Raw genomic sequence first — 22,811 nt, 5'->3', positions numbered from 1 at the left:
ATGGCCGCGCCCATGCCTTTGCCGCTGGCCCAGCCCAAGCACACAGCGCGCAATGATGTTGCATTCGGTGATCGGCTGTTCGTCGTCGGTGGCAAGTGCCTGCTGCTGGCCTTGCTGTTGCTGGCGGTGCTGATGCCGTTGCTGGCGATCTTCTGGCGCGGCTTCAGCGGCGATGCCGGCCAGGGTGGCGGTCTGCTGGCGGCCCGTGAACTGTTTGCCAGCGACAACTTCCACTGGCTGCTTGGCAACAGCTTGTCGGTTGCCTTCACGGTTGCCGCGATCGTGGTCCCCCTGGCATACCTGTTCGCTTATGCCTTGCAGCGCACGCTGATCCCGGCCAAGGGGCTGTGGCGGGGTATCTCGCTGCTGCCACTGCTGGCACCGTCGATGTTGCCGGCGATTGCCCTGGTCTACCTGTTCGGTAACCAAGGCCTGCTGCGCGGGTTGCTCAGTGACAACATCTATGGCTTCTGGGGCATTGTCCTGGGGGAGGCCATCTACACCTTCCCGCATGCGCTGATGATCCTGCTGTCGGCCTTGTCGCTGGCCGATGCACGGTTGTTCGATGCCGCCTCCAGCATGGGGGCCGGGGCGTCGCGGGCGTTTCGCAGCATTACCTGGCCGGCAACGCGCCAGGCGGTGTTCGCGGCGTTCTGCCTGGTGTTCACCCTGACCATCACCGATTTCGGTGTACCGGTGGTTGTCGGTGGCGACTACCAGGTGCTGGCGCTCGAGGCCTACAAGGCGGTCGTCGGCCAGCAGCAGTTCGGCCGGGGTGCATTGATCGGCATGGTGCTGCTGGTGCCGGCATTGCTGAGCTTTGCGGTCGATGCCTGGCTGCGTCGCCGTCAGGGCGAGGCCATGAGTGGTCGTGCCCAGGTATTCGAACCCAAGCCGTCGCCCGGGCGTGATGCCTGTTATCTGGTGATCGTCATGCTGGTATGCACGGTGCTGGTGGGCGTGATCGGCATGGCGGTGTACTCGTCACTGGTGACCTTCTGGCCCTACAACCTGACCTTGTCGTTCAAGCACTACATGTTCGAAGACACCGCCGGCGGTGGCTGGCTGGCCTATCGCAACAGTGTGACCATGGCCATCGGCACCGCGCTGATCGGCAGCATGGTGATCTTTGCCGGTGCCTACCTGATGGAGAAAACCCAGGGCCAGCGTTTGCTCAACCAGGCCCTGCGCCTGCTCAGCTTCATCCCCATGGCGGTACCGGGGTTGGTGCTGGGCCTGGGCTATGTCTTCTTCTTCAACCTCAATGGCAACCCACTGCACGTGTTCTACGGCGGCATGGGGCTGTTGGTGGTGTGCACCATCGCCCACTACCTGACCACTGCGCAGATGACCGCAACCACGGCGTTGCGCCAGCTCGATGGCGAGTTCGAGGCCGCCGCGCTGTCGCTCAAGGCGCCGTTGTACAAGCACTTCGTGCGGGTGACCGTGCCGATCTGCCTGCCCGCACTGCTGGACATCATCCGTTATCTGTTCGTCTCGGCCATGACCACGGTATCGGCGGCAATCTTCCTTTACAGCCCCGACACCATCCTGGCCGCCGTCGCCGTGCTGAACATGGACGATGCCGGCAATGTCGGCGGCGCTGCCGCCATGTCGACCTTGATCCTGCTGACCAGTGCGGCTGCATCGCTGCTGCTGGCCGGCGCTTCCCGCGGCCTGCTGCGCCGCTCACAGGCCTGGCGCCAGCGCGCTCCCGGCCATTGACCGACTGCCCACACTGACAGGAAACGCATCATGTTCAAGCCCCTCGCACTTGCCGCTGCCGTGACCGCTGTATTCAGCCTGCAGGCTTCGGCCGCCACTACGCAGCTGACCGTCTACACCGCCTTGGAAGCCGAGCAGCTCAAGACCTACAAGCAGGCCTTCGAAAAGGCCAACCCGGACATCGAAATCAAGTGGGTGCGTGACTCCACCGGCATCATCACTGCCAAGCTGCTGGCCGAGAAAGAGCGCCCGCAGGCCGATGCGGTGTGGGGGCTGGCGGCTTCCAGCCTGGCCATCCTCGACCAGAACGGCATGCTCGAAGCCTATGCACCGAAAGACCTGGGCAAGATCTCCGCCAACTACCGTGACGCCGCCAACCCTCCGGCGTGGGTCGGCATGGACGTTTGGGCCGCGACGATCTGCTTCAATACCATCGAGGCCCAGAAGCAGGGCCTGAGCAAACCGGTGAGCTGGCAGGACCTGACCAAGCCGGAGTACAAGGGCAAGATCGTGATGCCGAACCCGGCGTCGTCCGGTACCGGTTTCCTGGATGTGAGCGCGTGGCTGCAGACCTTTGGCGAGCCTCAGGGCTGGGCCTATATGGACGCGCTGCACCAGAACATCGGCCAGTACGTCCATTCCGGCTCCAAGCCTTGCAAGCTGGCTGCGGCAGGGGAGTTCCCGATCGGTATCTCCTTCGAGTACCCGGCGGTGCAGCTTAAGCGCCAGGGCGCGCCTCTGGATATCGTACTGCCCAAGGAAGGCCTGGGTTGGGAGATCGAGGCGACTGCAGTGATCAAAGGTTCACCAAAGGCTGATGCCGCCAAGCGGCTGGCGGATTTCTCGGCAAGCCCTGCGGCCATGGAACTGTACAAAGAGAACTTCGCTGTACTTGCTGCCCCGGGCATTGCCAAACCGCAAACCGAGCTGCCTGCGGACTACGAGCAGCGCCTGATCAAGAACGACTTTGCCTGGGCTTCGAAGAACCGCGACCAGATCCTGGCCGAGTGGCGCAAGCGTTATGACGGCAAGTCGGAGAAGGTGGCGCAGCAGTAAGGCCTGCGCCCTCAGGTTGGCAACGCCAAACCTGAGGGCGCGGGTTTACCCGCGATCAGGCTGGAACGGATAGCTCAAATCTGCAATACCAGTGCTTCCAGCTGTTCCTGCCGCTCAGTCTGGTTCACTCGCGCTCCCGGATTGAGCGTCGACCACTGCGGATGCGCCCGCGCTTTGCTCAGCGCCTCGGGAAGCTTGCCTTCACGCCAGGTTTTCTCGTCCGGCTCATTCAGGCGAATACTGTTCTGTGCTGCATGCCCGCGGCTATCCAGTGCTGCCATCAACTGTTGCTGACGCAACGCCAATAGCCGCAACACCGTATCGTCCACCGTCAGCTCGCGCTGGCCCTTCAGTTTGCCCATCAACCGTGCGCCATAGTTGCGTGCAGTCTGCAGGGCTCCGCCGGCAATGGCTCCGGCCAAGGCGGCAGCACCGAGCGTAAGGCCACCGACCAGCAAGTCGACCCCCGCGCCGGCCGCAGCCCCTGCCGCCACGCCGCTGCCAAGGCGTACGCCCAATAGCTTCAAGGTTTCGGGGTTGAACAGGTCATCGCCCCAGCGCCCGTTCAACAGCGGCAGGTCACCGGCATTGGCATCTTCGCGACGGAAACCGTAGAGCTTCAGAAGCGCTTCGACGCAGCGCTGTTCTCGCTGGCGCACCTCCTGGCGCAAGGCCTCGATGGCCTTGGCTTCAGCCGCTGGTTCAGCTTCGACGCTGCGCCGACACGCAGCGCAGTCGAGCAGCAGCTCAGCGATCAGCCGTTTACCGCTGTGCTGGCGGGCCAGCCGCTGTGCCTGCTGGTCGTCGATCAGCCGCTGCAGGGCGGGGCGGGCGTCTTCCAGCAGCAATGCCAAGCTCTCGTAAAGGCGGCGCTCGCCGTCTTCAGGGGGCGCAACGCTGTCGAACCTTACCAGCGCATGCAGCCCGAGGCGGGCCAGGGCCTCGCGCCATTCAGGTTCGCGATGCTGGCTGGTGGCGACGAAGTTGAGCACCGGCAGCAATGGCTTGCCGCAACTGGCCAGCACCTCCAGTTCGTCGCGGTATTTGGCCAGCACCGGCTCGCGCGCGTCGATCACATACAGGCCGGCATTGCTTGCCAGCAACTGGCGCAGCACCTTGGCTTCCTGCTCGAAGCGCTGGCGTGCTTCGCTGCCCTGCAGAAAGCGCTCCAGCCGTGCCGGGCCGTCCAGGCGCTCGCCCGGCCGTTCGAGGCGTTCCAGGTAGTCGAGCAAGGCAATGGCATCTTCCAGCCCGGGGGTATCGTAGAGCTCAAGCAGCGGCTCACCGTCCACCGAAAGGCGCGCGCCCTCGACGTGGCGGGTGGTGCTCGGGCGATGAGACACCTCACCGAAGCCGACATCGCGGGTCAGGGTGCGCAGCAGCGAGGTCTTGCCGACATTGGTGTGGCCGACCACGGCCAGTTTCAGGGGCTCAGTCATGGCCATGCTCCAGCCAGCTCATGGGGGCGGTGTCGGCGTGGGGCAGGCCCAGGCGGTCGAGGGCTTCATGCCAGTCCCCCAGGCGCTCGGCGTCCAGGACCTGGCCTGGGGCAGCCTGCAACAACCAGATGCGCGTGGCACCGGCATTGCGTGCCAACTCTGCCAGAAGTGCCAGGCTGCCGCGGTCAGGTGAGCGGCGGGGGTCGCAGGCGATGGCCAGGCGTGCCGGAGGGAAGCGGCTCAGTTGCTCGAGCAGCCGGTTGCGCGATTCACGGCTGTCGAGTACGCCGGCGTCGGTAACCCCTTTGGCCAGCGCAGGCGGCCATGGGCGCTGGTCGTCCAGTTCGAGGCCGACCAGCAAGGCTCCACTGCTGCCGGCTTCCAGTTGACCTGCCTGGAACTGTGGCAACGCTTCGGGGGCGCTGTCCTGCACACCAATCCGTTCGCTGCGGGGCATCAGTGCATCGCGCAGTTGGGCATAGCCGGGCAGGCTGAGGTCCAGGGCCAGGCGTCGGCGACCTTGGTACCAGCGCCAAAGGCACAAGCCAGCCAACAGCAGGCGCGGCAGCAGGCCATAAACCAACACTACGCCCAGCAGCCAGCTGGCCCAGGCCTGGCGGGCGATATCAACGGCAAGCTGGGTGTCGCCGCTGGCGCGGATCATGCCCTCGTCCGGCACGGCAAAGCCGAGCAATGAGGGCAGGGCACCAAGCGTTTGGGTAAGGGTGATGAAGGGCTCGGGGGCGAGCAGGGTGGTTTCCCAGACGAAGCCGTAGCGCCGGGTGGCAAGCAACACCAGCAGTAGTGTCAGCGCACTGAGCATGGCCGCCAGCCACAAGCTGTGCACGAGCAGGCCAAGCAACCAGCGGTTGAGGCGCTGGCGCTGCAGTAGCACCAGCAGTGCTGGCGCCAGGTGTACGGCCTTGGCGTCGCGCGCGAAGCGTTCGCTCAGCCAGAGCCACAGCCGTCCGAGGCTGGCGCCATGTTCGCCACTCAAGGCCAGCCCGGCGGCCCAGCCCAGAAGCATCAGCAGGTTGAGCCCGAGCAGGCTGCCCAGCGCCCAGAACACGTTGACCGGGCGCAGGCCATCGCCGAGGGCGGCAAAGGCAAGGCCCGCGCCGCTGAGTATGGCCAACAGCAGCAACGCCAGCAGGGCCAGGCGTGCGCCTTGTTTCCAGTGCTGCAGGGCAGTGGTCATGCCATCCCGTTCGGCCAGGAACAGTGCGCGCGCTTCGATGCGGGCTGCCAGGTCGCCGCCCTGCTGGCGGGCGTGGCGGTTGGCTTCCTGATCCTCCAGGGGGCCGGCGTGTTCCTCGCGCAGGCGCACCGCTTCGGTGAGCCAGCGCTTGTCCAGTGGAGTATGTCCAGTCACAGGGTATTCCATTGCACACGGTTCAGGGCGCAAGCATAACCCACCATGGGTTTGCTATCCTCGCCGGCATGACTACTTCACTCCCCCTCAGCCTGATTGCGGCCCTCGCCGAGAACCGCGTCATCGGCATCGACAACACCATGCCCTGGCACTTGCCGGGGGATTTCAAATATTTCAAGGCCACCACCCTGGGCAAGCCGATCATCATGGGCCGCAAGACCTGGGACTCGCTGGGCAGGCCGCTGCCGGGGCGCCTGAACATCGTGGTCAGCCGTCAGGCCGGCTTGGTGCTGGCCGGCGCCGAAGTGTTCGCTTCGCTCGAAGATGCGCTGGAGCGCGCTGAGCAGTGGGCACGTGAGCAGGGTGTTGACGAACTGATGCTGATCGGCGGGGCGCAGTTGTACGCTCAGGCCCTGGAAAAGGGCTTGGTGAGCCGTATGTATCTGACCCGGGTGGAGCTTTCGCCGCAAGGGGATGCGTGGTTCCCGGAGTTCGACAAGGCGCAGTGGCAGCTGGCATCGAGTGAGCCGCAGGCAGAAGCGGACAAGCCTGCGTACCACTTCGAGGTGTGGGACAAGTCTTGAAGTGGTTGGGGCTGCGCACGCAGCCCCGTCTATATCAGGATTGGCTCAGCTCGGCATGCTCTTCGCCGGCCAGCACATCCTTGTCGGTTTCTTTCAACAACTGGCTGGTCACCACGCCCGCCGTCATCGAGCCGTTCACGTTCAAGGCCGTTCGGCCCATGTCGATCAGCGGCTCAACCGAAATCAGCAGTGCCACCAGCTCGACCGGCAGCCCCATCGCTGGCAGCACGATCAGCGCTGCGAAGGTCGCACCGCCGCCCACGCCGGCAACGCCAGCGGAACTCAAGGTCACGATGGCCACCAAGGTCGCGATCCACAGCGGGTCGAAGGTGTCGATACCCACTGCCGGGGCCACCATCACCGCCAACATGGCAGGGTAGAGCCCGGCGCAGCCATTCTGGCCAATGGTTGCACCGAACGAGGCGCTGAAGCTGGCGATCGACTGTGGTACGCCCAGGCGACGGGTCTGCGCCTCGATGTTCAACGGGATGCTCGCCGCGCTGGAGCGGCTGGTGAAGGCGAAGGTCAGCACCGGCCATACCTTGCGCAAGAAGCGCAGCGGGCTGACGCCGGTTGCGGCCAGGATGATGCCGTGCACCACGAACATCAGGCCCAGGCCGATGTACGACACGACGACGAAACTGCCGAGCTTGAGGATGTCGTCCAGGTTAGAGCTGGCCACCACTTTGGTCATCAGCGCCAGCACGCCGTACGGGGTCAGCTTCATCACCAGGCGCACCAGGCGCATTACCCAAGCCTGCAGGGTATCGATGGCCGAGAGGGCGCGTGCGCCCTTCTCGGAGTCATCCTTGATCAGCTGCAGCGCGGCCAGCCCGACGAACACTGCGAAGATCACCACGCTGATGATCGAGGTCGGCTTGGCCCGTGCCAGGTCGCCTACCGGATTGCTTGGGATGAACGAAAGCAGCAGTTGCGGGATGTTGAGGTCGGCGACCTTGCCGGCATAGTCACTGTGGATGGCCTGCAGGCGTGCGCTTTCCTGTACGCCTGCCACCAGCCCCTCGGCGCTCAGGCCGAACAGATTGGTCAGGGCGATACCGATCAGCGCAGCGATGGCAGTGGTCAGCAGCAGTGTGCCGATGGTCAGGACGCTGATGCGGCCAAGCGCGGAGGCGTTGTGCAGGCGGGCCACGGCGCTGAGGATCGAGGCGAAGATCAGCGGCATGACGATCATCTGCAGCAAGCCGACATAGCCGTTGCCGACCAGATCCAGCCAGCCGATGGTGGCTTTCAGTACCGGGTGGCCAGCACCGTAGAGGGTGTGCAGCACCAGGCCGAAGCCCACACCCAATGCCAGGCCGAGCAGGACTTTCTTGGCCAGGCTCCAGTCGGTATGGCGAGTTTGCGCCAGGCCCAGCAGCAAGGCCAGGAACACCAGCAGGTTGAGAGACAGCGGCAGGTTCATTGAAGCTCCAGGAAAAAGCAGAAGAGGCATCGCCTCTGTGAGCGATTGCGAACGGAAATGCTAACAGCCTGAAAACAAACGAATTTATACCCAAAGGTAATTTGCTTAGTCGTTTATGGAATAACAGGTGGTCGCAAATAGCAATGAACACGACGTTTACAATTGTATGAGCGTCGCAGTGGAGGGGGGCTCGGGTGAGTGGGTGGTCTAGTTTTTCCCGATCAATTCAGGAGATTCGTACATGAAGTTTGCTCCGAAAGCCTTGGCCATCGGTTTGTCCCTGCTGTTCAGTATCGAAAGCGGAGCCACTGAGCTTAAGCACTGGCCAACTGAGGCGGCCAAGCAGCTCGACGCGATGATTGCCGCCAATGCCAACAAGGGAAATTACGCGGTGTTCGACATGGACAACACCAGCTACCGCTACGACCTTGAAGAAGCCTTGCTGCCGTTCATGGAGAACAAGGGCCTGCTGACCCGCGAAAAGCTCGACCCATCACTCAAGCTGATCCCGTTTAAAGACACCGCCGAGCACAAGGAAAGCCTGTTCAGTTACTACTACCGCCTGTGCGAAATCGACGACATGGTCTGCTACCCGTGGGTGGCCCAGGTGTTTTCGGGCTTCACCCTCAAGGAGCTGAAAGTGCAGGTCGATGAGCTGATGGCTTCTGCCACGCCTATCCCTGCCACCTACTTTGAAGGGGATAAGGTAAAAGCCATCGAGGTGCAGCCACCCAAGGTCTTCACCGGCCAGGCCGAGCTGTACACCAAACTGATGGAAAATGGCATCGAGGTGTATGTCATTTCAGCAGCCTCCGAAGAGCTGGTACGCATGGTCGCGTCCGACCCCAAGTACGGCTACAACGTGAAGCCGCAGAACGTCATAGGCGTCAGCCTGTTGCTAAAGGACCGCACCAGCGGTCACTTGACCACCGCACGCAAGCAGATCAGTGAAGGCAAGTATGATGCGACGGCCAACGCTGGCCTGGAACTGACCCCTTACCTGTGGACGCCAGCAACGTGGATGGCAGGTAAGCAGGCGGCGATCCTCACCTATATCGATGAGTGGAAGAAGCCGGTGCTGGTGGGCGGTGATACCCCGACCAGTGATGGCTACATGCAGTTTCATGGTGTGGACATTGGCAAGGGCGGTATCCACCTGTGGATAAACCGCAAGGCCAAATACATGGACCAGTTGAACGGGATGATCGCCAGGAACGCGGTGGCCCAGGCCAAGGCGGGGTTGCCGGTGACAGCGGACAAGAACTGGGTGATCGTCACGCCGGAGCAGATTCAGTAGGCCACTGGGTGCCTGTGCAGGCCCACATGGACCGCGCAGTTCCTGAGGTCTGCGCTGTACATGTGGGAGCCGGCTTGCCGGCGATGGGCCGCAAAGCGGCCCCAAAGCACTTGCCTACCTGGCACTAGCGCTCAGGGCGCCGGTTTCTTCACGTCATCAAGGCCTCACAGCCCTTCAAGCATCGCCTTGTTGCGCACAGCACCCTTGTCGGCACTGGTCGCCAGCAGGGCGTAGGCTTTCAGCGCGGTGGTCACCTTGCGTGGGCGCACTTCGGCCGGTTTCCAGCCTTTCTTGTCCTGCTCCACGCGGCGTGCAGCCAGCTCTTCATCACTGACCTGCAGGTTGATCGAACGGTTGGGGATGTCGATCAATACCTTGTCGCCGTCACGTACCAGGCCGATGGCGCCACCAGCGGCGGCTTCTGGCGAGGCATGGCCGATCGACAGGCCCGAAGTACCACCCGAGAAGCGGCCATCGGTGAGCAACGCGCAAGCTTTGCCCAGGCCTTTGGATTTCAGGTACGAAGTCGGGTAGAGCATTTCTTGCATGCCCGGGCCGCCTTTCGGGCCTTCGTAGCGGATGATGACGATGTCACCGGCCTTCACTTCGTCGGCGAGGATGCCGCGCACCGCGCTGTCCTGGCTTTCGAAGATCTTTGCGTTGCCTTCGAACACGTGGATCGACTCATCGACACCTGCGGTTTTCACCACGCAGCCGTCCAGGGCGATGTTGCCGTACAGCACGGCCAGGCCGCCTTCCTGTGAGTAGGCATGTTCGAAGCTGCGGATGCAGCCGTTTTCACGGTCGTCGTCCAGGGTTTCCCAACGGGTCGACTGGCTGAAGGCCGTCTGGGTCGGAATACCCGCCGGGCCGGCTTTGAAGAAGGTGTGCACCGCCTCATCGTCGGTCTGGGTGATATCCCACTTGGCGATGGCCTCTTCCATGCTGCGGCTGTGTACCGTAGGCAGGTCGGTGTGCAGCAGGCCGCCGCGGGCCAGCGAACCGAGGATGCTGAAGATGCCGCCGGCGCGGTGGACGTCTTCCATGTGGTACTTCTGGATGTTCGGCGCCACTTTGCACAGCTGCGGCACTTTGCGCGACAGGCGGTCGATGTCACGCAGGTCGAATGCCACCTCGCCTTCCTGCGCTGCGGCCAGCAGGTGCAGGATGGTGTTGGTCGAACCGCCCATGGCGATGTCGAGCATCATGGCGTTTTCGAACGCCTTGAAGTTGGCGATGCTGCGCGGCAGGACCGACTCGTCGTTCTCGCCGTAGTAGCGCTTGCACAACTCGACGATCGTACGGCCGGCGGTGAGGAACAGCTGCTCACGGTCGGCGTGGGTGGCCAGGGTCGAACCGTTGCCAGGCAAGGCCAGGCCGAGTGCTTCGGTCAGGCAGTTCATGGAGTTGGCGGTGAACATGCCGGAGCAGGAACCGCAGGTCGGGCAGGCGCTGCGCTCGTACTCGGCAACCTTTTCGTCGGAGGCCGAGGAGTCTGCAGCAATGACCATGGCGTCGACCAGGTCCAGGCCGTGGCTGGCCAGTTTGGTCTTGCCCGCTTCCATCGGGCCGCCGGACACGAAGATCACCGGGATGTTCAGGCGCAGGGCGGCCATCAGCATGCCGGGGGTGATCTTGTCGCAGTTGGAAATGCACACGATGGCGTCGGCGCAGTGGGCGTTGACCATGTATTCCACGGCGTCGGCGATGATCTCGCGGCTGGGCAGGGAGTACAGCATGCCGTCATGGCCCATGGCGATGCCGTCATCGACCGCAATGGTGTTGAACTCTTTGGCCACGCCACCGGCGCGTTCGATCTCGCGGGCGACCAGCTGGCCCAGGTCCTTCAGGTGCACATGGCCCGGGACGAACTGGGTGAACGAGTTGGCGATGGCGATGATCGGTTTCTTGAAATCTTCGTCCTTCATCCCGGTGGCGCGCCACAGGGCACGGGCGCCGGCCATGTTGCGGCCTTGGGTGGAAGTCTTGGAACGATAATCAGGCATGAAGCACTCCTGGCGGCTTAATCAGGTCACAAAAAGGGGAGTGAGCTTCTCTTTTCCTATGCGCCTTAGGCCGGTTGCCACTGGCACGGATGGGGCCGAAGACACAACGGGATCGCCGCGTGCTCGACCAGAGCTCATAAACCCGCCGGGGATGACTGGCGATGAATAGCCCGATTCTACACCGCTGGCGCGGCGAGGGAATGGCGATGTGTCTGGGCGGTGGCTTGGGGAGCATGACCGGCACTTTGTAGGACCGATCTGAAAAGCCCGGTGCGCAGCTGACAGGTGCGCATTGGCTGCTTATTATCCGCCGCGCCGCATGTGCGGTATCACGAGACAACACCTCAATGGACCTTCCCAGTTTCAGTTCATACAGAACCTGCAAATTGGCACTGAGCGCGCCGTCGCCAGGGCTTCCGAAGGCTTGAGCTCGTGTGGCTGAGGTTTACGGGTGCCTGCGTCGGCGCCTGGAGAATCTCATGCAACACACTTCCGATTTCGTCGTTTCCCCGTTCGACCTGCGTCAGGCTGCACAGGCGCGTCGTGATGGCCTGCTTCATCCTGAAGGCTACCCCGAGGGCACAGCCGGTTACCTGATGACCAGCGAGTATTCGTGTCTGGATGCCGGCCTCACTGCCAGCCAGGCGATCGACATGCTGCGCCGCGAGGCCGCAGATGCCGAAACCATCTATCAGTCCTATGTGCTCGACGAGAAACGCAACCTGCTGGGTTCGCTTTCCCTGCGCGAGCTTATCCTTGCGGCGCGTGAACAGCCGATCGAGCAGCTCATGGTGCGCAAGGTCATCTGCGTCTGTACCTCGACCCGCCAGGAGGAAGTGGCGCGGTTGATCCGCGAGCACGACCTGCTGGCGGTGCCGGTGCTGGATGAGGCCGGCCGTTTGGTCGGCCTGGTGACCTGCGATGACGCACTCGATGTGGTCGTCGAAGAGGCTACCGAGGACTTCCACAAGGGCGCATCCATCACCAACCACGTGGGCAATCTCAGGGACGCCACTGTCAGCCTGCTGTACCGCAAGCGGGTGCTGTGGCTGGTGCTGCTGGTGTTCGGCAATCTGTTTTCGGGGGCGGGGATCGCGGCATTCGAGGAAACCATTGCCGCGCATATCGTCCTGGTGTTCTTCCTGCCGCTGTTGGTGGACAGCGGTGGCAACGCGGGCGCGCAGTCGGCAACATTGATGGTGCGTGGCTTGGCAACGGGTGAGGTGGTGATGCGCGACTGGTTGCGCATGCTGGCACGTGAATGCGCTGTGGCGCTGGCGCTGGGCGGCACCATGGCAGTGGCGGTGGCATCGCTGGGGGCGCTGCGCGGAGGGGCGGATGTCGCCTTGATCGTTGCCAGCAGCATGCTGGTGATCGTCCTGCTGGGCAGCCTGATTGGCATGAGCCTGCCCTTCATGTTCACCAGGCTCAAGCTCGACCCGGCCACTGCCAGCGGGCCGCTGGTGACTTCTATCGCCGATGCGGCAGGGGTGCTGGTGTATTTCGGTATTGCTTCTTACGTGCTGGGCATCTGAGGCACCCAAGGGGCCGCAGCGCGGCCCCTTGGACGTGAATCAGCTGTTGGGCAGCAACCGGCAGGTAATGCTCTTGATATAGCGGGTTTCAGCGATGGCCGGGTGAACCGGGTGGTCCGGGCCCTGGCCGCCGCGTTCGAGCATTTGCAGGTTGCGGTCCAGGTGGCGGGCGCTGGTCAGCAGGATGTTGTTCAGGTCGTCTTCGGGCAGGTGCATCGAGCACGAAGCACTGACCAGGATGCCGTCCTTGGTCAGCATGCGCATGGCCTGTTCGTTGAGGCGGCGGTAGGCGGCTTCGCCGTTTTTCAGGTCTTTCTTGCGCTTGATGAACGCGGGTGGGTCGGCAATGATCACATCGAAGCGCTCTTCAGCGGCCTTCAGTTCGCGCAGTGCCTCGAACACGTCGCCTTCGATGCAGGTCAGTTTTTCGCTGATGCCATTGAGCGCGGCGTTACGCTCCACGCCATCCAGTGCAAAGCCCGAGGCATCCACGCAGAACACTTCGCTGGCGCCGAATGCGCCGGCCTGCACGCCCCAACCACCGATGTAGCTGAACAGGTCGAGCACACGCTTGCCTTTGACGTAGGGCGCCAGGCGCGCGCGGTTCATGCGGTGGTCATAGAACCAGCCGGTCTTCTGGCCTTCGCGTACCGGCGCTTCGAACTTCACGCCGTTTTCTTCCAGCGGGACCCAGTCCGGCACTTCGCCGTAGACGGTTTCGACGTAACGCTGCAAGCCTTCGGCGTCACGGGCGGCGGAATCGTTCTTGAACAGGATGCCGCTGGGCTTGAGGACCTGGACCAGGGCGGCGATCACGTCGTCCTTGTGCAGTTCCATGGTGGCCGAGGCCAGTTGCACCACGAGAATGTCGAAGAAGCGGTCGACCACCAGGCCCGGCAGCAGGTCGGAATCACCATAGACCAGGCGGTAGCACGGCTGGTCGAACAGGCGCTGGCGCAGGGACAGGGCGACGTTGAGGCGGTGTACCAGCAGCGACTTGTCCAGCGGCAGCTTGGCATCGCGTGACAGCAGGCGGGCGCAGATCAGGTTGTTCGGGCTCAGCGCCACGATACCCAGCGGCTTGCCGTTGGCGGCCTCGAGGATCGCCTGTTGGCCGGCCTGAAAGCCCTGCAGCGGCGTCGCGGTGACATCGACTTCGTTGCTGTAGACCCACAGGTGGCCGGCGCGCAGGCGGCGGTCGGCATTGGCTTTGAGGCGAAGGCTGGGCAGGGACATGACGTCGCTCCGGGAAAAAAGAGCGGGAGTATAACCGGTTGGCCCTTGATTCGGTGCAGGGTACGACAAACTGCCCTGCCTGTTCGCGGGCACAAGCGCTATAAGTCGAGCGACCTACAGGGTTAGAATCCCCCGTCCTCAACGAGTATGTACGTATGTCCCAAGAACTCAGCGCCGAACAGATCCAGCAAGCCTTGCAAGGCATTACCATCCCGCCGCAACCGCAGATCATGGTCGACCTGCAGTTCGAGCAGTACATGCCCGACCCGGACCTGGAAACCATCGCCAAGCTGATTTCCCAGGACCCGGGCCTGTCCGGTGCCTTGCTCAAGCTGGTCAACTCGCCGCACTTCGGGCTGTCCAACAAGATCGGTTCGATCCAGCGTGCGGTGAACTTGCTGGGTAGCCGTTCGATCATCAACCTGATCAACGCCCAGTCGATCAAGGGCGAGATGAGCGACGAGACCATCGTTACCCTCAACCGCTTCTGGGACACTGCCCAGGACGTTGCCATGACCTGCCTGACACTGGCCAAGCGCACCGGCATCCAGGCGGCGGACGAGGCCTACACCCTCGGGCTGTTCCATGATTGCGGCGTCCCGCTGATGCTCAAGCGTTTCCCCAACTATATGGATGTACTTGAAGAGGCCTACGCCAAGGCTGATGCGCAAACACGCGTGGTCGACACCGAGAACCGTGCATTCAACACCAATCATTCGGTGGTCGGCTATTTCACCGCCAAGTCCTGGCGCCTGCCGGAGCACATCAGCGCGGCCATCGCCAACCATCACAATGCCCTGGCCGTGTTCCGCGAGGAGTCGCCGCGCAACACCCAGAGCCAGCTGAAGAACCTGCTGGCGGTGCTGAAGATGGCCGAACACATCTGCGCGTCCTGCCGGGTCCTGGGCAACCAGCATGTCGACCATGAGTGGAATGCGGTCGGCCCGCTGGTACTGGACTACATCGGTTTGTCGGAGTACGACTTCGAGAACCTCAAACAGACCATTCGCGAGCTGGGCGGGCACTGATTCATGCCGGAATTACCCGAAGTCGAGACTACGCGGCGCGGTATCGCACCGCACCTGGAAGGCCAGCGGGTCAGCCGCGTGGTGGTGCGAGACCGGCGCTTGCGCTGGCCAATCCCCGAGGACCTGGACGTGCGTTTGTCCGGGCAGCGTATTCTCAGCGTCGAGCGGCGCGCCAAGTACCTGCTGATCAATGCCGAGGTCGGCACCTTGATCAGCCATCTGGGCATGTCGGGCAACCTGCGTCTGGTGCAGATGGGGCTACCGGCGGCCAAGCATGAGCACGTCGATATCGAGCTGGAGTCGGGGCTGATGCTGCGCTACACCGACCCACGCCGGTTCGGTGCCATGCTCTGGAGCCTCGACCCGCTCAATCACGAGTTGCTGCAGCGTCTGGGCCCAGAGCCGTTGACCGACCTGTTCGACGGCGAGCGCCTGTTTCAGCTGTCGCGCGGGCGGACGATGGCCGTCAAGCCTTTCATCATGGATAACGCGGTGGTGGTGGGCGTGGGCAATATCTACGCGACCGAGGCGCTGTTTGCCGCCGGTATCGACCCGCGCCGTGAGGCGGGCGGAATCTCCCGTGCCCGTTACCTGAAACTGGCCATCGAGATAAAGCGCGTGCTGGCGGCAGCCATCGAGCAAGGGGGTACGACCTTGCGCGATTTCATTGGCGGCGACGGGCAGCCTGGGTATTTCCAGCAGGAACTGTTCGTGTACGGCCGGGGCGGAATGCCTTGCAAGCTGTGTGGCACTGCCTTGCGCGAGGCCAAGCTTGGGCAACGGGCCAGCGTTTACTGCCCGCGTTGCCAGCGTTGAATGGCATGGCCCAATCGCCGGCTAGCCGGCGATTGGGCCATCAGGAGCAGCGCAGCGCTCAAGCCTTGCCGGTAATCCGGCGGTACTTGGCCATCAGCTGCTCTTCGGTTTCCGGGTGCGCCTCATCCAGCGGGATGCAGTCGACCGGGCAGACCTGCTGGCACTGCGGCTCGTCGTAGTGACCCACGCACTGGGTGCACAGGTTCGGATCGATCACGTAGATCTCTTCGCCTTGGGAGATGGCCTCGTTCGGGCACTCGGGTTCGCAGACGTCGCAGTTGATGCAATCGTCGGTGATTATCAGGGACATGGGGACTCCGGCCGGGGCTCACCGCCCGGGCATGTTCAACGCAATGGGCACAATTGTGCCGCATTCGCGCCCGCAGTGCACGCGGGCGCGATAATCAGCGCTCAGGCTTACTTCTTGAAACGCTCAGTCAGGGCCTCGGCCACCACCGGGTGCACGAACTTGGTGATGTCGCCGCCCAGCGCTGCGATTTCCCGGACCAGGGTCGAGGAAATGAACGAATAGCGCTCCGAAGGCGTGAGGAACAGGCTTTCGACCTCTGGCGCCAGTTGCCGATTCATGTTCGCCAGCTGGAATTCGTATTCGAAGTCGGACACTGCCCTCAGCCCACGCAAGAAGACGTTGGCGCCCTGTTCCTTGGCAAAATGCGCAAGCAGGGTGGAGAAGCCGATGACTTCGACATTGGGCAGGTGCCTGGTGACCTCACGGGCCAGCGCTACCCGTTGTTCCAGCGGGAACAGCGGGTTTTTCTTCGGGCTGGCTGCCACTGCGATGATCACGTGGTCGAACAGCCGCGAGGCGCGCTCGACCAGGTCGCCATGGCCCTTGGTAATAGGGTCGAAAGTACCCGGGTACAACACTCGGTTCATCGCGTCATCCTGGCTGGAGTGCGTTGGGGAGTCGGATGGTAGCGCAGCGATTGCGCCCGGCCAAGTCATGCGGCCGGCTGATGGCACTATAGACAGCAGGGGCATTTGTTGTCATGCACTCTGTGCCAGGCGGGCTATCAGGGCGTCGGTGAGCTTCGCGCTGATGGCGTAGACCGACAGTTGTGGGTTGGCACCGATGCTGGTCGGGAACAGCGAGCCGTCGTGAATCGACAGGTTTTCCAGCTGATGGTGACGGCCCAGGCTGTCGCACACCGCGTGACGTGGATCTTCGCCCATTGCGCAGCCGCCCATTACGTGGGCGCTGCCCAGCCGCGTATGGAACGGCTCCAGGCGCAAACCGTCGATCATGCGTTGGGCCTGCGCCAGGCTGGCAGCAGCGCGGGCATCGCTGTGCGCGGGTGTAACCTGCGTGGCGCCTGCTGCGAACTGGATCTGCGCCATGCTGTGAAAGGCGCGGCGCAGGCCGTCTCGCAAGTAGTCGGTGACCGGATAATCGAGCACCGGTGAGCCATCGCCACGCAGTTCCACCGCGCCGCCCGGGCTTTCGGGGTGGAAACCGTCGCGCAACAGCGCAAGCATGACGTGGGTATGCGGCAGCTCGGCCATGCGCCGGGCATTTTCGACACCATCGCCACCGAGCAAGGTGCTGGCCAGCGCCGGGTGCAGGGGCGGCACTTCAAGTTTGTAGCCGACCGCGCCATCGACGCCGTCCTGCCATTGGAAGTGGTCACTGTAGATGGATTGCGGGGCGCCGTAGTAAGGGTCGATGCGTGCGTCGAAGCGTGCCGCGCTGAAGTTGACCAGGTGCAGGAAGGTCCGCTTGCCCAGGCGCTCGTGGGGGTCAGGAGCCTTGGAACGCAGCAGCAGGGCGGGGCTGTTGATGCCGCCGCCTGCGAGGATGTAGTGGCGTGCGCGCACAGTGATGCTGCGCCCGTTGGTGTGTATCCCTTGAGCATCCAGCCCTTGGCAGCGCAGATGCTCGATGCGCTCGCCGTCATGCTCGAAGCGTTCGGCCCGGGCCAGGTACAGCAGCTCGCCGCCCTTGCCGAGCATGGCTGGAATGCGCGTCACCAGCATCGATTGTTTGGCGTTGACCGGGCAACCCATGCCGCAATAGCCAAGGTTCCAGCACCCCCGGACATTGCGCGCAATCACGGCCCATCGGTAGCCGAGCCGTTCACACCCACGGCGCAGTACGTCGTTGTTGGCGTTTGGCGGCACCGCCCAAGGAGTAATGCCGAGGTCTTGCTCGATGCGTTCGAACCAGGGGCGTAGCGCGTCGTTGTCCAGCCCTTTTACGTTGTGGGCCGTGGCCCAGTGGGCCAAGGTCGGCGCGGGCGTGCGAAAGCTGGAGGTCCAGTTGACCAGCGTGGTGCCGCCTACCGCACGGCCCTGCAGAATGGTGATGGCGCCGTCCTTGCTCATCCTGCCCAGGCCTTCCTGGTAGAGACTGGCGTAGGCCTCATTCTCAAGCAGGTGGAAGTCACTGCTGGTCTTGAGCGGGCCTTCCTCGATCAGCAGTACCTTGAAGCCTGCGGCGCTGAGCATCTGCGCGCTGGTGGCGCCGCCGGCACCGCTGCCTATCACGGCAATGTCGGCTTGCAGGCTGAGGTCCTGCCCCAGGCGTGAGCCGTCGTAGGTGATCCAGCCGCGGTCGAGGCCTTGGCGAAACGGGTCGATGACAGGCATTGAAGATGCTCTTGTTGTTGGTCAGATTTTCGGCGGCCCGGGGTAACCGCAGGCGGCCCAACTTTCCGGGCGCTCGTACCAGGCCATCGTAAGCAGTTGCACGATCGACGAGTGCCCCATGCGCAGCAGGTTCAGCGAACTGTCCTGCCAGCGTTGCAGAAACCCCGCAATCTGCTGTTCACTGGCCTGTTCCCAGGCGCCCCAGACCCCGGTCAGTGGGCCACGGGTCAGCGGCAGGTTGAGCACATCGAACAATTGCCGGGTGAGCTTGAGCATTTGCGGGGACAGTGCCGCCAGTTTGGCGTCGAGAGTGGGCAGCACCAGTGCTGCGCTTGCCGAAGTACCGGCGAGCACCACCGGGATCAGTGCCCGCAGCAATGGCAGGTCGTCATCGCGCAATACGTGGTACCCGGTTGCAGGCGCCTGAGGGCTGCAGCCGACCAGGCTGGCACTGGCCAGAAACACGCTGGCTCCCAGGCTGAAACGCATGAATTCGCGCCGCTGCATGGCCCGGCCCTCAGCGGATGAACAGTTTGTAGACCAGGCGCTGCAAGGCCTTGCCATACGGCGGGTAGATCAGGCGTGCGGCGTTCAGGCGCTGCTTGGCCAGCACTGCCTTGGCCTTGCTGAAGGTCAGGAAGCCGTCGTGGCCGTGGTAGTGGCCCATGCCCGAAGGGCCGATGCCGCCGAACGGCAGGTCGTCCTGAGCCACATGCAGCAGTGTGTCGTTGAGGCATACACCACCGGAGTGGCTGTGCTGCACTACATATTCCTGCTCGGCACGGTCGTAGCCGAAGTAGTACAGCGCCAGTGGGCGTGGCCGTTCATTGATGTAGGCCAGTGCGCCGTCGAGGCTGTCATAGGGTACTACCGGCAGCAGCGGGCCAAAGATTTCGTCCTGCATCACCTGCATGCTGTCGTTCACCTCCAGTAGCAGCTGCGGCGGCAGGCGCCTGCCTTGGCGGGGCTCGTCCGGGTACAGGTCGATGATCTGCGCGCCTTTGCTGCGGGCGTCATCCAGCAGGTGTTGCAGGCGCTGCAATTGCCTCGGATTGATGATGGCGCTGTAGTCGGGGTTGTCGGCGATGCGCGGGTACAACCGGTGGACCGCCCTGCGGTAGGCATCGCTGAAGGCGTTCAGGCGCTCGCGTGGTACCAGGACGTAGTCTGGGGCGACGCAAGTCTGGCCGGCATTGAGGGTCTTGCCGAACGCGATACGCTCGGCGGCGCTGTCCAGCGGCACGCTGGACGAAACGATGGCTGGCGACTTGCCGCCAAGCTCCAGTGTGACCGGGGTCAGGTTTTGTGCCGCGGCCAGCATGACCTGGCGCCCGACGCTGGTGGCACCGGTGAACAGCAGGTGATCGAAGGGTAGCCGGGCAAACGCCTGGCCGACTTCCACCTCGCCCAGCACCACGCTGACCAGCTCGTGCGGGAATACCCGCTCAAGCAAGGTTTTCAGCGCCAGGGCGCTGGCAGGTGTGGCCTCACTGAGCTTGAGCATCACCCGGTTGCCGGCGGCCAAAGCGCAGGTCAGCGGGCCGATGGCGAGAAACAGCGGGTAGTTCCACGGCACGATGATGCCAACTACGCCAAGCGGCTGATACAGCACGCGGGCGCTGGCCGGCTGGAAGGCCAGGCCTACGGTTCGCCTTGCGGGTCGCATCCAGCGCTTGAGCTGGCGCTCGGCATGGCGAATACCTTGTACCGAGGGCAACAGTTCGGCCAGCAGGGTTTCGTCGGCGCTGCGGCCGGAAAAATCCGTATCGATCGCCTCTATCAGCCGTTGTTGATCCGCCAGCACAGCCTCGCGCAGGCTTTTCAGCCATTGCCGGCGTTGGGCCAGGGGCGGCATGGGGTTGCCCGCAAATGCTTTGCGCTGGGTGGCGAACGTGGCCGCCAGGTCGATGTCGGACTGCAAGGGAGGCACGGCGATAGGTGAAGTCACGGCGGCTCTCATCGGGGCTAGAGAATCTCTAGAGCCTATACTCTAATCGGGACGATAGTGCGAATATTTTTCCCGCCACCGCACGGTGCATCCGGGCCCTGTTACCCCGTAATATGGACCCTTACCGTAAGCCTGCAGACTGGGAGCTGAGCATGGCCCCGCGCATGAAGACCCGAGAGCGCATCGTGCAGAACAGCCTTGAGCTGTTCAACCAGCAAGGCGAGCGTAGCGTGAGTACCAACCACATTGCTGCGCACATGGAAATTTCGCCCGGCAACCTCTACTACCACTTCCCCAACAAGCAGGCGATCATCGCCCTGCTGTTCAGCCAGTACGAAGAGCTGGTGGACAGCTTCCTGCGCCCGCCGCAGGGGCGCGCCGCCACCGTCGAAGACAAGCGTTTCTATCTCAAGGCGTTGCTCGCAGCGATGTGGAGCTATCGGTTCCTGCACCGTGACCTCGAGCACCTGCTCGACAGCGACCCTGAGCTGGCTGCCCGTTACCGGCGCTTTTCCGAACGTTGCCTGCGCCAGGGCCAGGCGATCTATCGGGGCTTCGTCGAGGCCGGCATTCTGGTCATGGCACCTGCGCAGATCGAATCGCTGACCATCAACGCCTGGATCGTGCTTACTTCTTGGGTCCGCTTTCTCAGCACCACGCGCGAGCACTCCGCTCACCTGGGTGAAGAAGCCTTCAAGCGTGGCGTCTATCAGGTACTGGTACTGGAACTCGGCTTCGTCACCGCCAACGCTCGCAGTGCCGTGGATGCCTTGTGCCAGGAATTCCATGTTCCGTTCAACCAGGCTCTGGAACGTTAACCCAGAGCCTTCGTGCCATCGATCAGGAGATTGTCATGCCCCTTGCGCAATTGATCACCCCGCAGCAACTGGCCGAGCGCCTGGGCTCGCCCAAGTTGGTGATCCTCGATTGTCGGTTTGCCTTGGAAGACGTGGATTACGGCCAACGCAGCTATGCCGAGGGGCATATCGCCGGGGCGCACTTCGCCGACCTGGAGCGCGATCTGAGTGGGCCGGTGAGCAAGGGCAAGACCGGCCGCCATCCCTTGCCTGACCCACAGCGGCTGGTCGAGCGCTTGCGTGAGTGGGGGCTGGACAATGACAGTGAGGTGGTGCTGTACGACGATGGGCCTGGTGCTTTTGCCGCCCGTGCCTGGTGGCTGCTGGCCTGGTTGGGTAAACGCACAGGTGTGGCCATTCTCGATGGAGGCCTCAAAGCCTGGCACACCGCGGGCCAGCCATTGAGCCTGGACGCGCCGGCACGCTATGAGGGTACGTTCAACGGCGAGCCGGATACGAAGCTGCTGATTGACGCCGAGCACTTGGCCACTGAGCTTGCAAGCCCCAAGCTGACGCTGATCGATGCGCGTGCCTTGCCGCGTTTTCGTGGGGATGTGGAGCCGATCGACCCGGTGGCCGGGCATATTCCCGGCGCTCAGTGCGCAGCCTTCACCGACAACCTGGGCGAAGATGGGCGTTTCCTGGCGCCAGAGCAGCTCAGGCAGCGCTTTGCCGAGAAGCTGGCGGGGCGTTCACCGGAACACCTGGTGGCGTATTGCGGTTCGGGAGTGACGGCTTGCCATAACCTGTTTGCCCTGGCATTGGCGGGGTATCCGCTGGGCAGGCTGTATGCCGGGTCGTGGAGTGAGTGGATCAATGATCCGGCGCATCAGGTTGCCACGGGCGACTGATACGCCGGGTTATCGCCTATCCACCAGCCACTGCGGAATCCGCCGCTCAAGGTAATACCCCGGATTTCGCAGGCTGCCTTCGACAAACCCCACATGCCCGCCCCGCTCATGCAGCTCGAACTGAGTTTGCGGCGTCAGCTCGCTGGGGGCGGGCAGGCTGTGGCGGTATACGAACGGATCATCGTTTGCCTGGATGATCAGCGTCGGCGTGCGGTTTTCCCCGAGATAGTAGCGGCTGGATGAGCGACGATAGTAGTCGTGTACATCGTCAAAACCGTTGAGTGGCGCGGTCACCTTGCCGTCAAAATCCCAGAAGGTACGCAGCTTGCGCAACGACCCGAGCCGGTCGAGCGCGGCCAGGCCTTCATGATGGCCCTGTGCGCGGAAATGCCGTTGTTTGACCTGCACATAGGCCATCATTTCACGCATGAAATGCGCCTGATACACCTTGGAAAAGCCTTGGCCGATGCGGTCGGCGCACTGATCCAGGCGAAACGGTACGGAAACCGCCACGGCCGTCTGCAGTTGGCTGGCGCTGCCACTTTCACCCAGGTACTTCAGCAGCACATTGCCGCCCAGTGAATAGCCGACGGCATACAAGGGGGCCAGCGGGCGTTGAGCGCGCAGGTGGGCGACAACTTCGGCCAGGTCCCCGCTGGCCCCGGAATGGTAACTGCGTGCCAGCAGGTTCGGCTCCCCCGAGCAGCCACGCCAGTTCACCGCAACGCTGGCCCAGCCGAGGGCATCGAGCGCCTGCTGCAGGCCTTTGACATAAGGCGAATGGGACGAACCGGTCAGGCCGTGCAACACCAGCACCAGCGGTGTATCTGGCTGGTGGGGCCCGTGCCAGTCGAGGTCCATGAAGTCGCCATCGGCCAGCCACAGGCGCTCGCGCTTGCGTTCAAGTGCAGGCAGTTTGCGCCACAGCGGGCCCCAAAGGGTTTGCAGGTGAGGGTTGGACAACCCGGTGGCCGGGCGGAATGTGGCGGTAAGACTGGGCATGCTGGGCGACTCGTGTTGTGCCTGCC

General features: G+C 63.3%; 20 protein-coding genes. 9 read left to right on the top strand and 11 right to left on the bottom strand.

What is annotated here, in order from left to right; genetic code table 11:
- Both ACEWE8_RS07285 and ACEWE8_RS07280 read left to right on the top strand, forming a co-directional pair.
- Positions 1 to 1,725, top strand: coding sequence for a putative 2-aminoethylphosphonate ABC transporter permease subunit (locus ACEWE8_RS07285; protein ID WP_046787014.1), 1,725 nt, complete (start codon positions 1 to 3; stop codon positions 1,723 to 1,725).
- Between the two features lie 30 nt (positions 1,726 to 1,755).
- The gene (locus ACEWE8_RS07280; RefSeq protein ID WP_046787015.1) at positions 1,756 to 2,781 is read left to right on the top strand and encodes a putative 2-aminoethylphosphonate ABC transporter substrate-binding protein; all 1,026 of its coding nucleotides are present in this window, start codon (positions 1,756 to 1,758) and stop codon (positions 2,779 to 2,781) included.
- 74 nt (positions 2,782 to 2,855) lie between these two features.
- Here the strand turns inward: ACEWE8_RS07280 and ACEWE8_RS07275 are convergent, their stop codons facing one another.
- On the bottom strand, positions 2,856 to 4,220 hold the full coding sequence (locus ACEWE8_RS07275) for a GTPase/DUF3482 domain-containing protein (protein WP_046787016.1): 1,365 nt from the start codon (positions 4,218 to 4,220) through the stop codon (positions 2,856 to 2,858).
- A complete protein-coding gene (locus ACEWE8_RS07270) occupies positions 4,213 to 5,604 on the bottom strand; it encodes a DUF2868 domain-containing protein (protein ID WP_046787017.1) in 1,392 nt (463 codons plus the stop codon). Before ACEWE8_RS07270 ends, ACEWE8_RS07275 begins: the two co-directional genes overlap by 8 nt.
- 56 nt (positions 5,605 to 5,660) lie before the next feature.
- Between ACEWE8_RS07270 and ACEWE8_RS07265 the strand changes: the two genes are divergently transcribed.
- Positions 5,661 to 6,176: a dihydrofolate reductase gene (locus ACEWE8_RS07265; RefSeq protein ID WP_046787018.1), complete on the top strand. Its 516-nt coding sequence runs from the start codon at positions 5,661 to 5,663 to the stop codon at positions 6,174 to 6,176.
- Positions 6,177 to 6,210: 34 nt separating this feature from the next.
- Here ACEWE8_RS07265 and ACEWE8_RS07260 read toward each other — a convergent pair whose 3' ends face one another.
- Entirely contained in the window at positions 6,211 to 7,602 is a 1,392-nt protein-coding gene (locus tag ACEWE8_RS07260) for an L-cystine transporter (protein WP_046787019.1), read from the bottom strand.
- A gap of 241 nt (positions 7,603 to 7,843) precedes the next feature.
- Between ACEWE8_RS07260 and ACEWE8_RS07255 the strand changes: the two genes are divergently transcribed.
- The gene (locus ACEWE8_RS07255) at positions 7,844 to 8,899 is read left to right on the top strand and encodes a phosphorylcholine phosphatase (protein ID WP_046787020.1); all 1,056 of its coding nucleotides are present in this window, start codon (positions 7,844 to 7,846) and stop codon (positions 8,897 to 8,899) included.
- A gap of 164 nt (positions 8,900 to 9,063) precedes the next feature.
- On the opposite strand, the gene ilvD is transcribed toward ACEWE8_RS07255, so the two are convergent.
- Complete coding sequence (gene ilvD / locus ACEWE8_RS07250; protein WP_046787021.1) at positions 9,064 to 10,905, bottom strand: dihydroxy-acid dehydratase; 1,842 nt, start codon at positions 10,903 to 10,905, stop codon at positions 9,064 to 9,066.
- 479 nt (positions 10,906 to 11,384) lie between these two features.
- Between ilvD and mgtE the strand changes: the two genes are divergently transcribed.
- Entirely contained in the window at positions 11,385 to 12,440 is a 1,056-nt protein-coding gene (gene mgtE / locus ACEWE8_RS07245; protein ID WP_046787022.1) for a magnesium transporter, read from the top strand.
- Positions 12,441 to 12,479: 39 nt separating this feature from the next.
- On the opposite strand, the gene ACEWE8_RS07240 is transcribed toward mgtE, so the two are convergent.
- Positions 12,480 to 13,676: a class I SAM-dependent rRNA methyltransferase gene (locus tag ACEWE8_RS07240; protein WP_046787023.1), complete on the bottom strand. Its 1,197-nt coding sequence runs from the start codon at positions 13,674 to 13,676 to the stop codon at positions 12,480 to 12,482.
- A gap of 209 nt (positions 13,677 to 13,885) precedes the next feature.
- Between ACEWE8_RS07240 and ACEWE8_RS07235 the strand changes: the two genes are divergently transcribed.
- Together ACEWE8_RS07235 and mutM are read left to right on the top strand one after the other, a co-directional pair.
- On the top strand, positions 13,886 to 14,704 hold the full coding sequence (locus ACEWE8_RS07235; RefSeq protein ID WP_174141113.1) for an HDOD domain-containing protein: 819 nt from the start codon (positions 13,886 to 13,888) through the stop codon (positions 14,702 to 14,704).
- A gap of 3 nt (positions 14,705 to 14,707) precedes the next feature.
- Complete coding sequence (gene mutM, locus ACEWE8_RS07230; protein WP_046787024.1) at positions 14,708 to 15,520, top strand: bifunctional DNA-formamidopyrimidine glycosylase/DNA-(apurinic or apyrimidinic site) lyase; 813 nt, start codon at positions 14,708 to 14,710, stop codon at positions 15,518 to 15,520.
- Between the two features lie 58 nt (positions 15,521 to 15,578).
- Here the strand turns inward: mutM and ACEWE8_RS07225 are convergent, their stop codons facing one another.
- The 5 genes from ACEWE8_RS07225 to ACEWE8_RS07205 form a co-directional block, all read right to left on the bottom strand.
- A complete protein-coding gene (locus ACEWE8_RS07225) occupies positions 15,579 to 15,830 on the bottom strand; it encodes a YfhL family 4Fe-4S dicluster ferredoxin (RefSeq protein ID WP_009683359.1) in 252 nt (83 codons plus the stop codon).
- Between the two features lie 107 nt (positions 15,831 to 15,937).
- Positions 15,938 to 16,417 carry a pantetheine-phosphate adenylyltransferase gene (coaD, locus tag ACEWE8_RS07220; RefSeq protein ID WP_039601221.1) on the bottom strand — a complete coding sequence of 160 codons (480 nt, stop codon included), beginning with the start codon at positions 16,415 to 16,417 and terminating at the stop codon, positions 15,938 to 15,940.
- A 111-nt stretch (positions 16,418 to 16,528) separates the two neighbouring features.
- Positions 16,529 to 18,127, bottom strand: a complete 1,599-nt coding sequence (locus ACEWE8_RS07215; RefSeq protein WP_046787025.1) for a GMC family oxidoreductase — start codon at positions 18,125 to 18,127, stop codon at positions 16,529 to 16,531.
- A 21-nt stretch (positions 18,128 to 18,148) separates the two neighbouring features.
- On the bottom strand, positions 18,149 to 18,634 hold the full coding sequence (locus ACEWE8_RS07210; RefSeq protein ID WP_046787026.1) for a hypothetical protein: 486 nt from the start codon (positions 18,632 to 18,634) through the stop codon (positions 18,149 to 18,151).
- 10 nt (positions 18,635 to 18,644) lie between these two features.
- Positions 18,645 to 20,075 carry a coniferyl aldehyde dehydrogenase gene (locus ACEWE8_RS07205; protein ID WP_046787027.1) on the bottom strand — a complete coding sequence of 477 codons (1,431 nt, stop codon included), beginning with the start codon at positions 20,073 to 20,075 and terminating at the stop codon, positions 18,645 to 18,647.
- 152 nt (positions 20,076 to 20,227) lie between these two features.
- Between ACEWE8_RS07205 and ACEWE8_RS07200 the strand changes: the two genes are divergently transcribed.
- On the top strand, positions 20,228 to 20,893 hold the full coding sequence (locus tag ACEWE8_RS07200; protein WP_046787081.1) for a TetR/AcrR family transcriptional regulator: 666 nt from the start codon (positions 20,228 to 20,230) through the stop codon (positions 20,891 to 20,893).
- A 35-nt stretch (positions 20,894 to 20,928) separates the two neighbouring features.
- Complete coding sequence (locus tag ACEWE8_RS07195; protein WP_046787028.1) at positions 20,929 to 21,783, top strand: sulfurtransferase; 855 nt, start codon at positions 20,929 to 20,931, stop codon at positions 21,781 to 21,783.
- Positions 21,784 to 21,792: 9 nt separating this feature from the next.
- On the opposite strand, the gene ACEWE8_RS07190 is transcribed toward ACEWE8_RS07195, so the two are convergent.
- On the bottom strand, positions 21,793 to 22,785 hold the full coding sequence (locus tag ACEWE8_RS07190; RefSeq protein ID WP_046787029.1) for a hydrolase: 993 nt from the start codon (positions 22,783 to 22,785) through the stop codon (positions 21,793 to 21,795).
- Positions 22,786 to 22,811: the final 26 nt, after the last annotated feature.

This window comes from Pseudomonas sp. TR47, from assembly GCF_044143025.1.
Classification (GTDB): domain Bacteria; phylum Pseudomonadota; class Gammaproteobacteria; order Pseudomonadales; family Pseudomonadaceae; genus Aquipseudomonas; species Aquipseudomonas putida_E.
The sequence above is the reverse complement of the archived record's forward strand: the minus strand, read 5'-3'. Positions and strand labels throughout refer to the sequence as shown.

Coding starts and splice junctions, on each gene's coding strand:
- ACEWE8_RS07210 (WP_046787026.1), bottom strand. CDS start 18,634: ATGCAGCGGCGCGAATTCATGCGTTTCAGCCTGGGAGCCAGCGTGTTT.
- mutM (WP_046787024.1), top strand. CDS start 14,708: ATGCCGGAATTACCCGAAGTCGAGACTACGCGGCGCGGTATCGCACCG.
- ACEWE8_RS07255 (WP_046787020.1), top strand. CDS start 7,844: ATGAAGTTTGCTCCGAAAGCCTTGGCCATCGGTTTGTCCCTGCTGTTC.
- ACEWE8_RS07215 (WP_046787025.1), bottom strand. CDS start 18,127: ATGCCTGTCATCGACCCGTTTCGCCAAGGCCTCGACCGCGGCTGGATC.
- ACEWE8_RS07265 (WP_046787018.1), top strand. CDS start 5,661: ATGACTACTTCACTCCCCCTCAGCCTGATTGCGGCCCTCGCCGAGAAC.
- ACEWE8_RS07225 (WP_009683359.1), bottom strand. CDS start 15,830: ATGTCCCTGATAATCACCGACGATTGCATCAACTGCGACGTCTGCGAA.
- ilvD (WP_046787021.1), bottom strand. CDS start 10,905: ATGCCTGATTATCGTTCCAAGACTTCCACCCAAGGCCGCAACATGGCC.
- ACEWE8_RS07275 (WP_046787016.1), bottom strand. CDS start 4,220: ATGACTGAGCCCCTGAAACTGGCCGTGGTCGGCCACACCAATGTCGGC.
- coaD (WP_039601221.1), bottom strand. CDS start 16,417: ATGAACCGAGTGTTGTACCCGGGTACTTTCGACCCTATTACCAAGGGC.
- ACEWE8_RS07190 (WP_046787029.1), bottom strand. CDS start 22,785: ATGCCCAGTCTTACCGCCACATTCCGCCCGGCCACCGGGTTGTCCAAC.
- ACEWE8_RS07195 (WP_046787028.1), top strand. CDS start 20,929: ATGCCCCTTGCGCAATTGATCACCCCGCAGCAACTGGCCGAGCGCCTG.
- ACEWE8_RS07260 (WP_046787019.1), bottom strand. CDS start 7,602: ATGAACCTGCCGCTGTCTCTCAACCTGCTGGTGTTCCTGGCCTTGCTG.
- mgtE (WP_046787022.1), top strand. CDS start 11,385: ATGCAACACACTTCCGATTTCGTCGTTTCCCCGTTCGACCTGCGTCAG.
- ACEWE8_RS07240 (WP_046787023.1), bottom strand. CDS start 13,676: ATGTCCCTGCCCAGCCTTCGCCTCAAAGCCAATGCCGACCGCCGCCTG.
- ACEWE8_RS07280 (WP_046787015.1), top strand. CDS start 1,756: ATGTTCAAGCCCCTCGCACTTGCCGCTGCCGTGACCGCTGTATTCAGC.
- ACEWE8_RS07285 (WP_046787014.1), top strand. CDS start 1: ATGGCCGCGCCCATGCCTTTGCCGCTGGCCCAGCCCAAGCACACAGCG.
- ACEWE8_RS07270 (WP_046787017.1), bottom strand. CDS start 5,604: ATGGAATACCCTGTGACTGGACATACTCCACTGGACAAGCGCTGGCTC.
- ACEWE8_RS07200 (WP_046787081.1), top strand. CDS start 20,228: ATGGCCCCGCGCATGAAGACCCGAGAGCGCATCGTGCAGAACAGCCTT.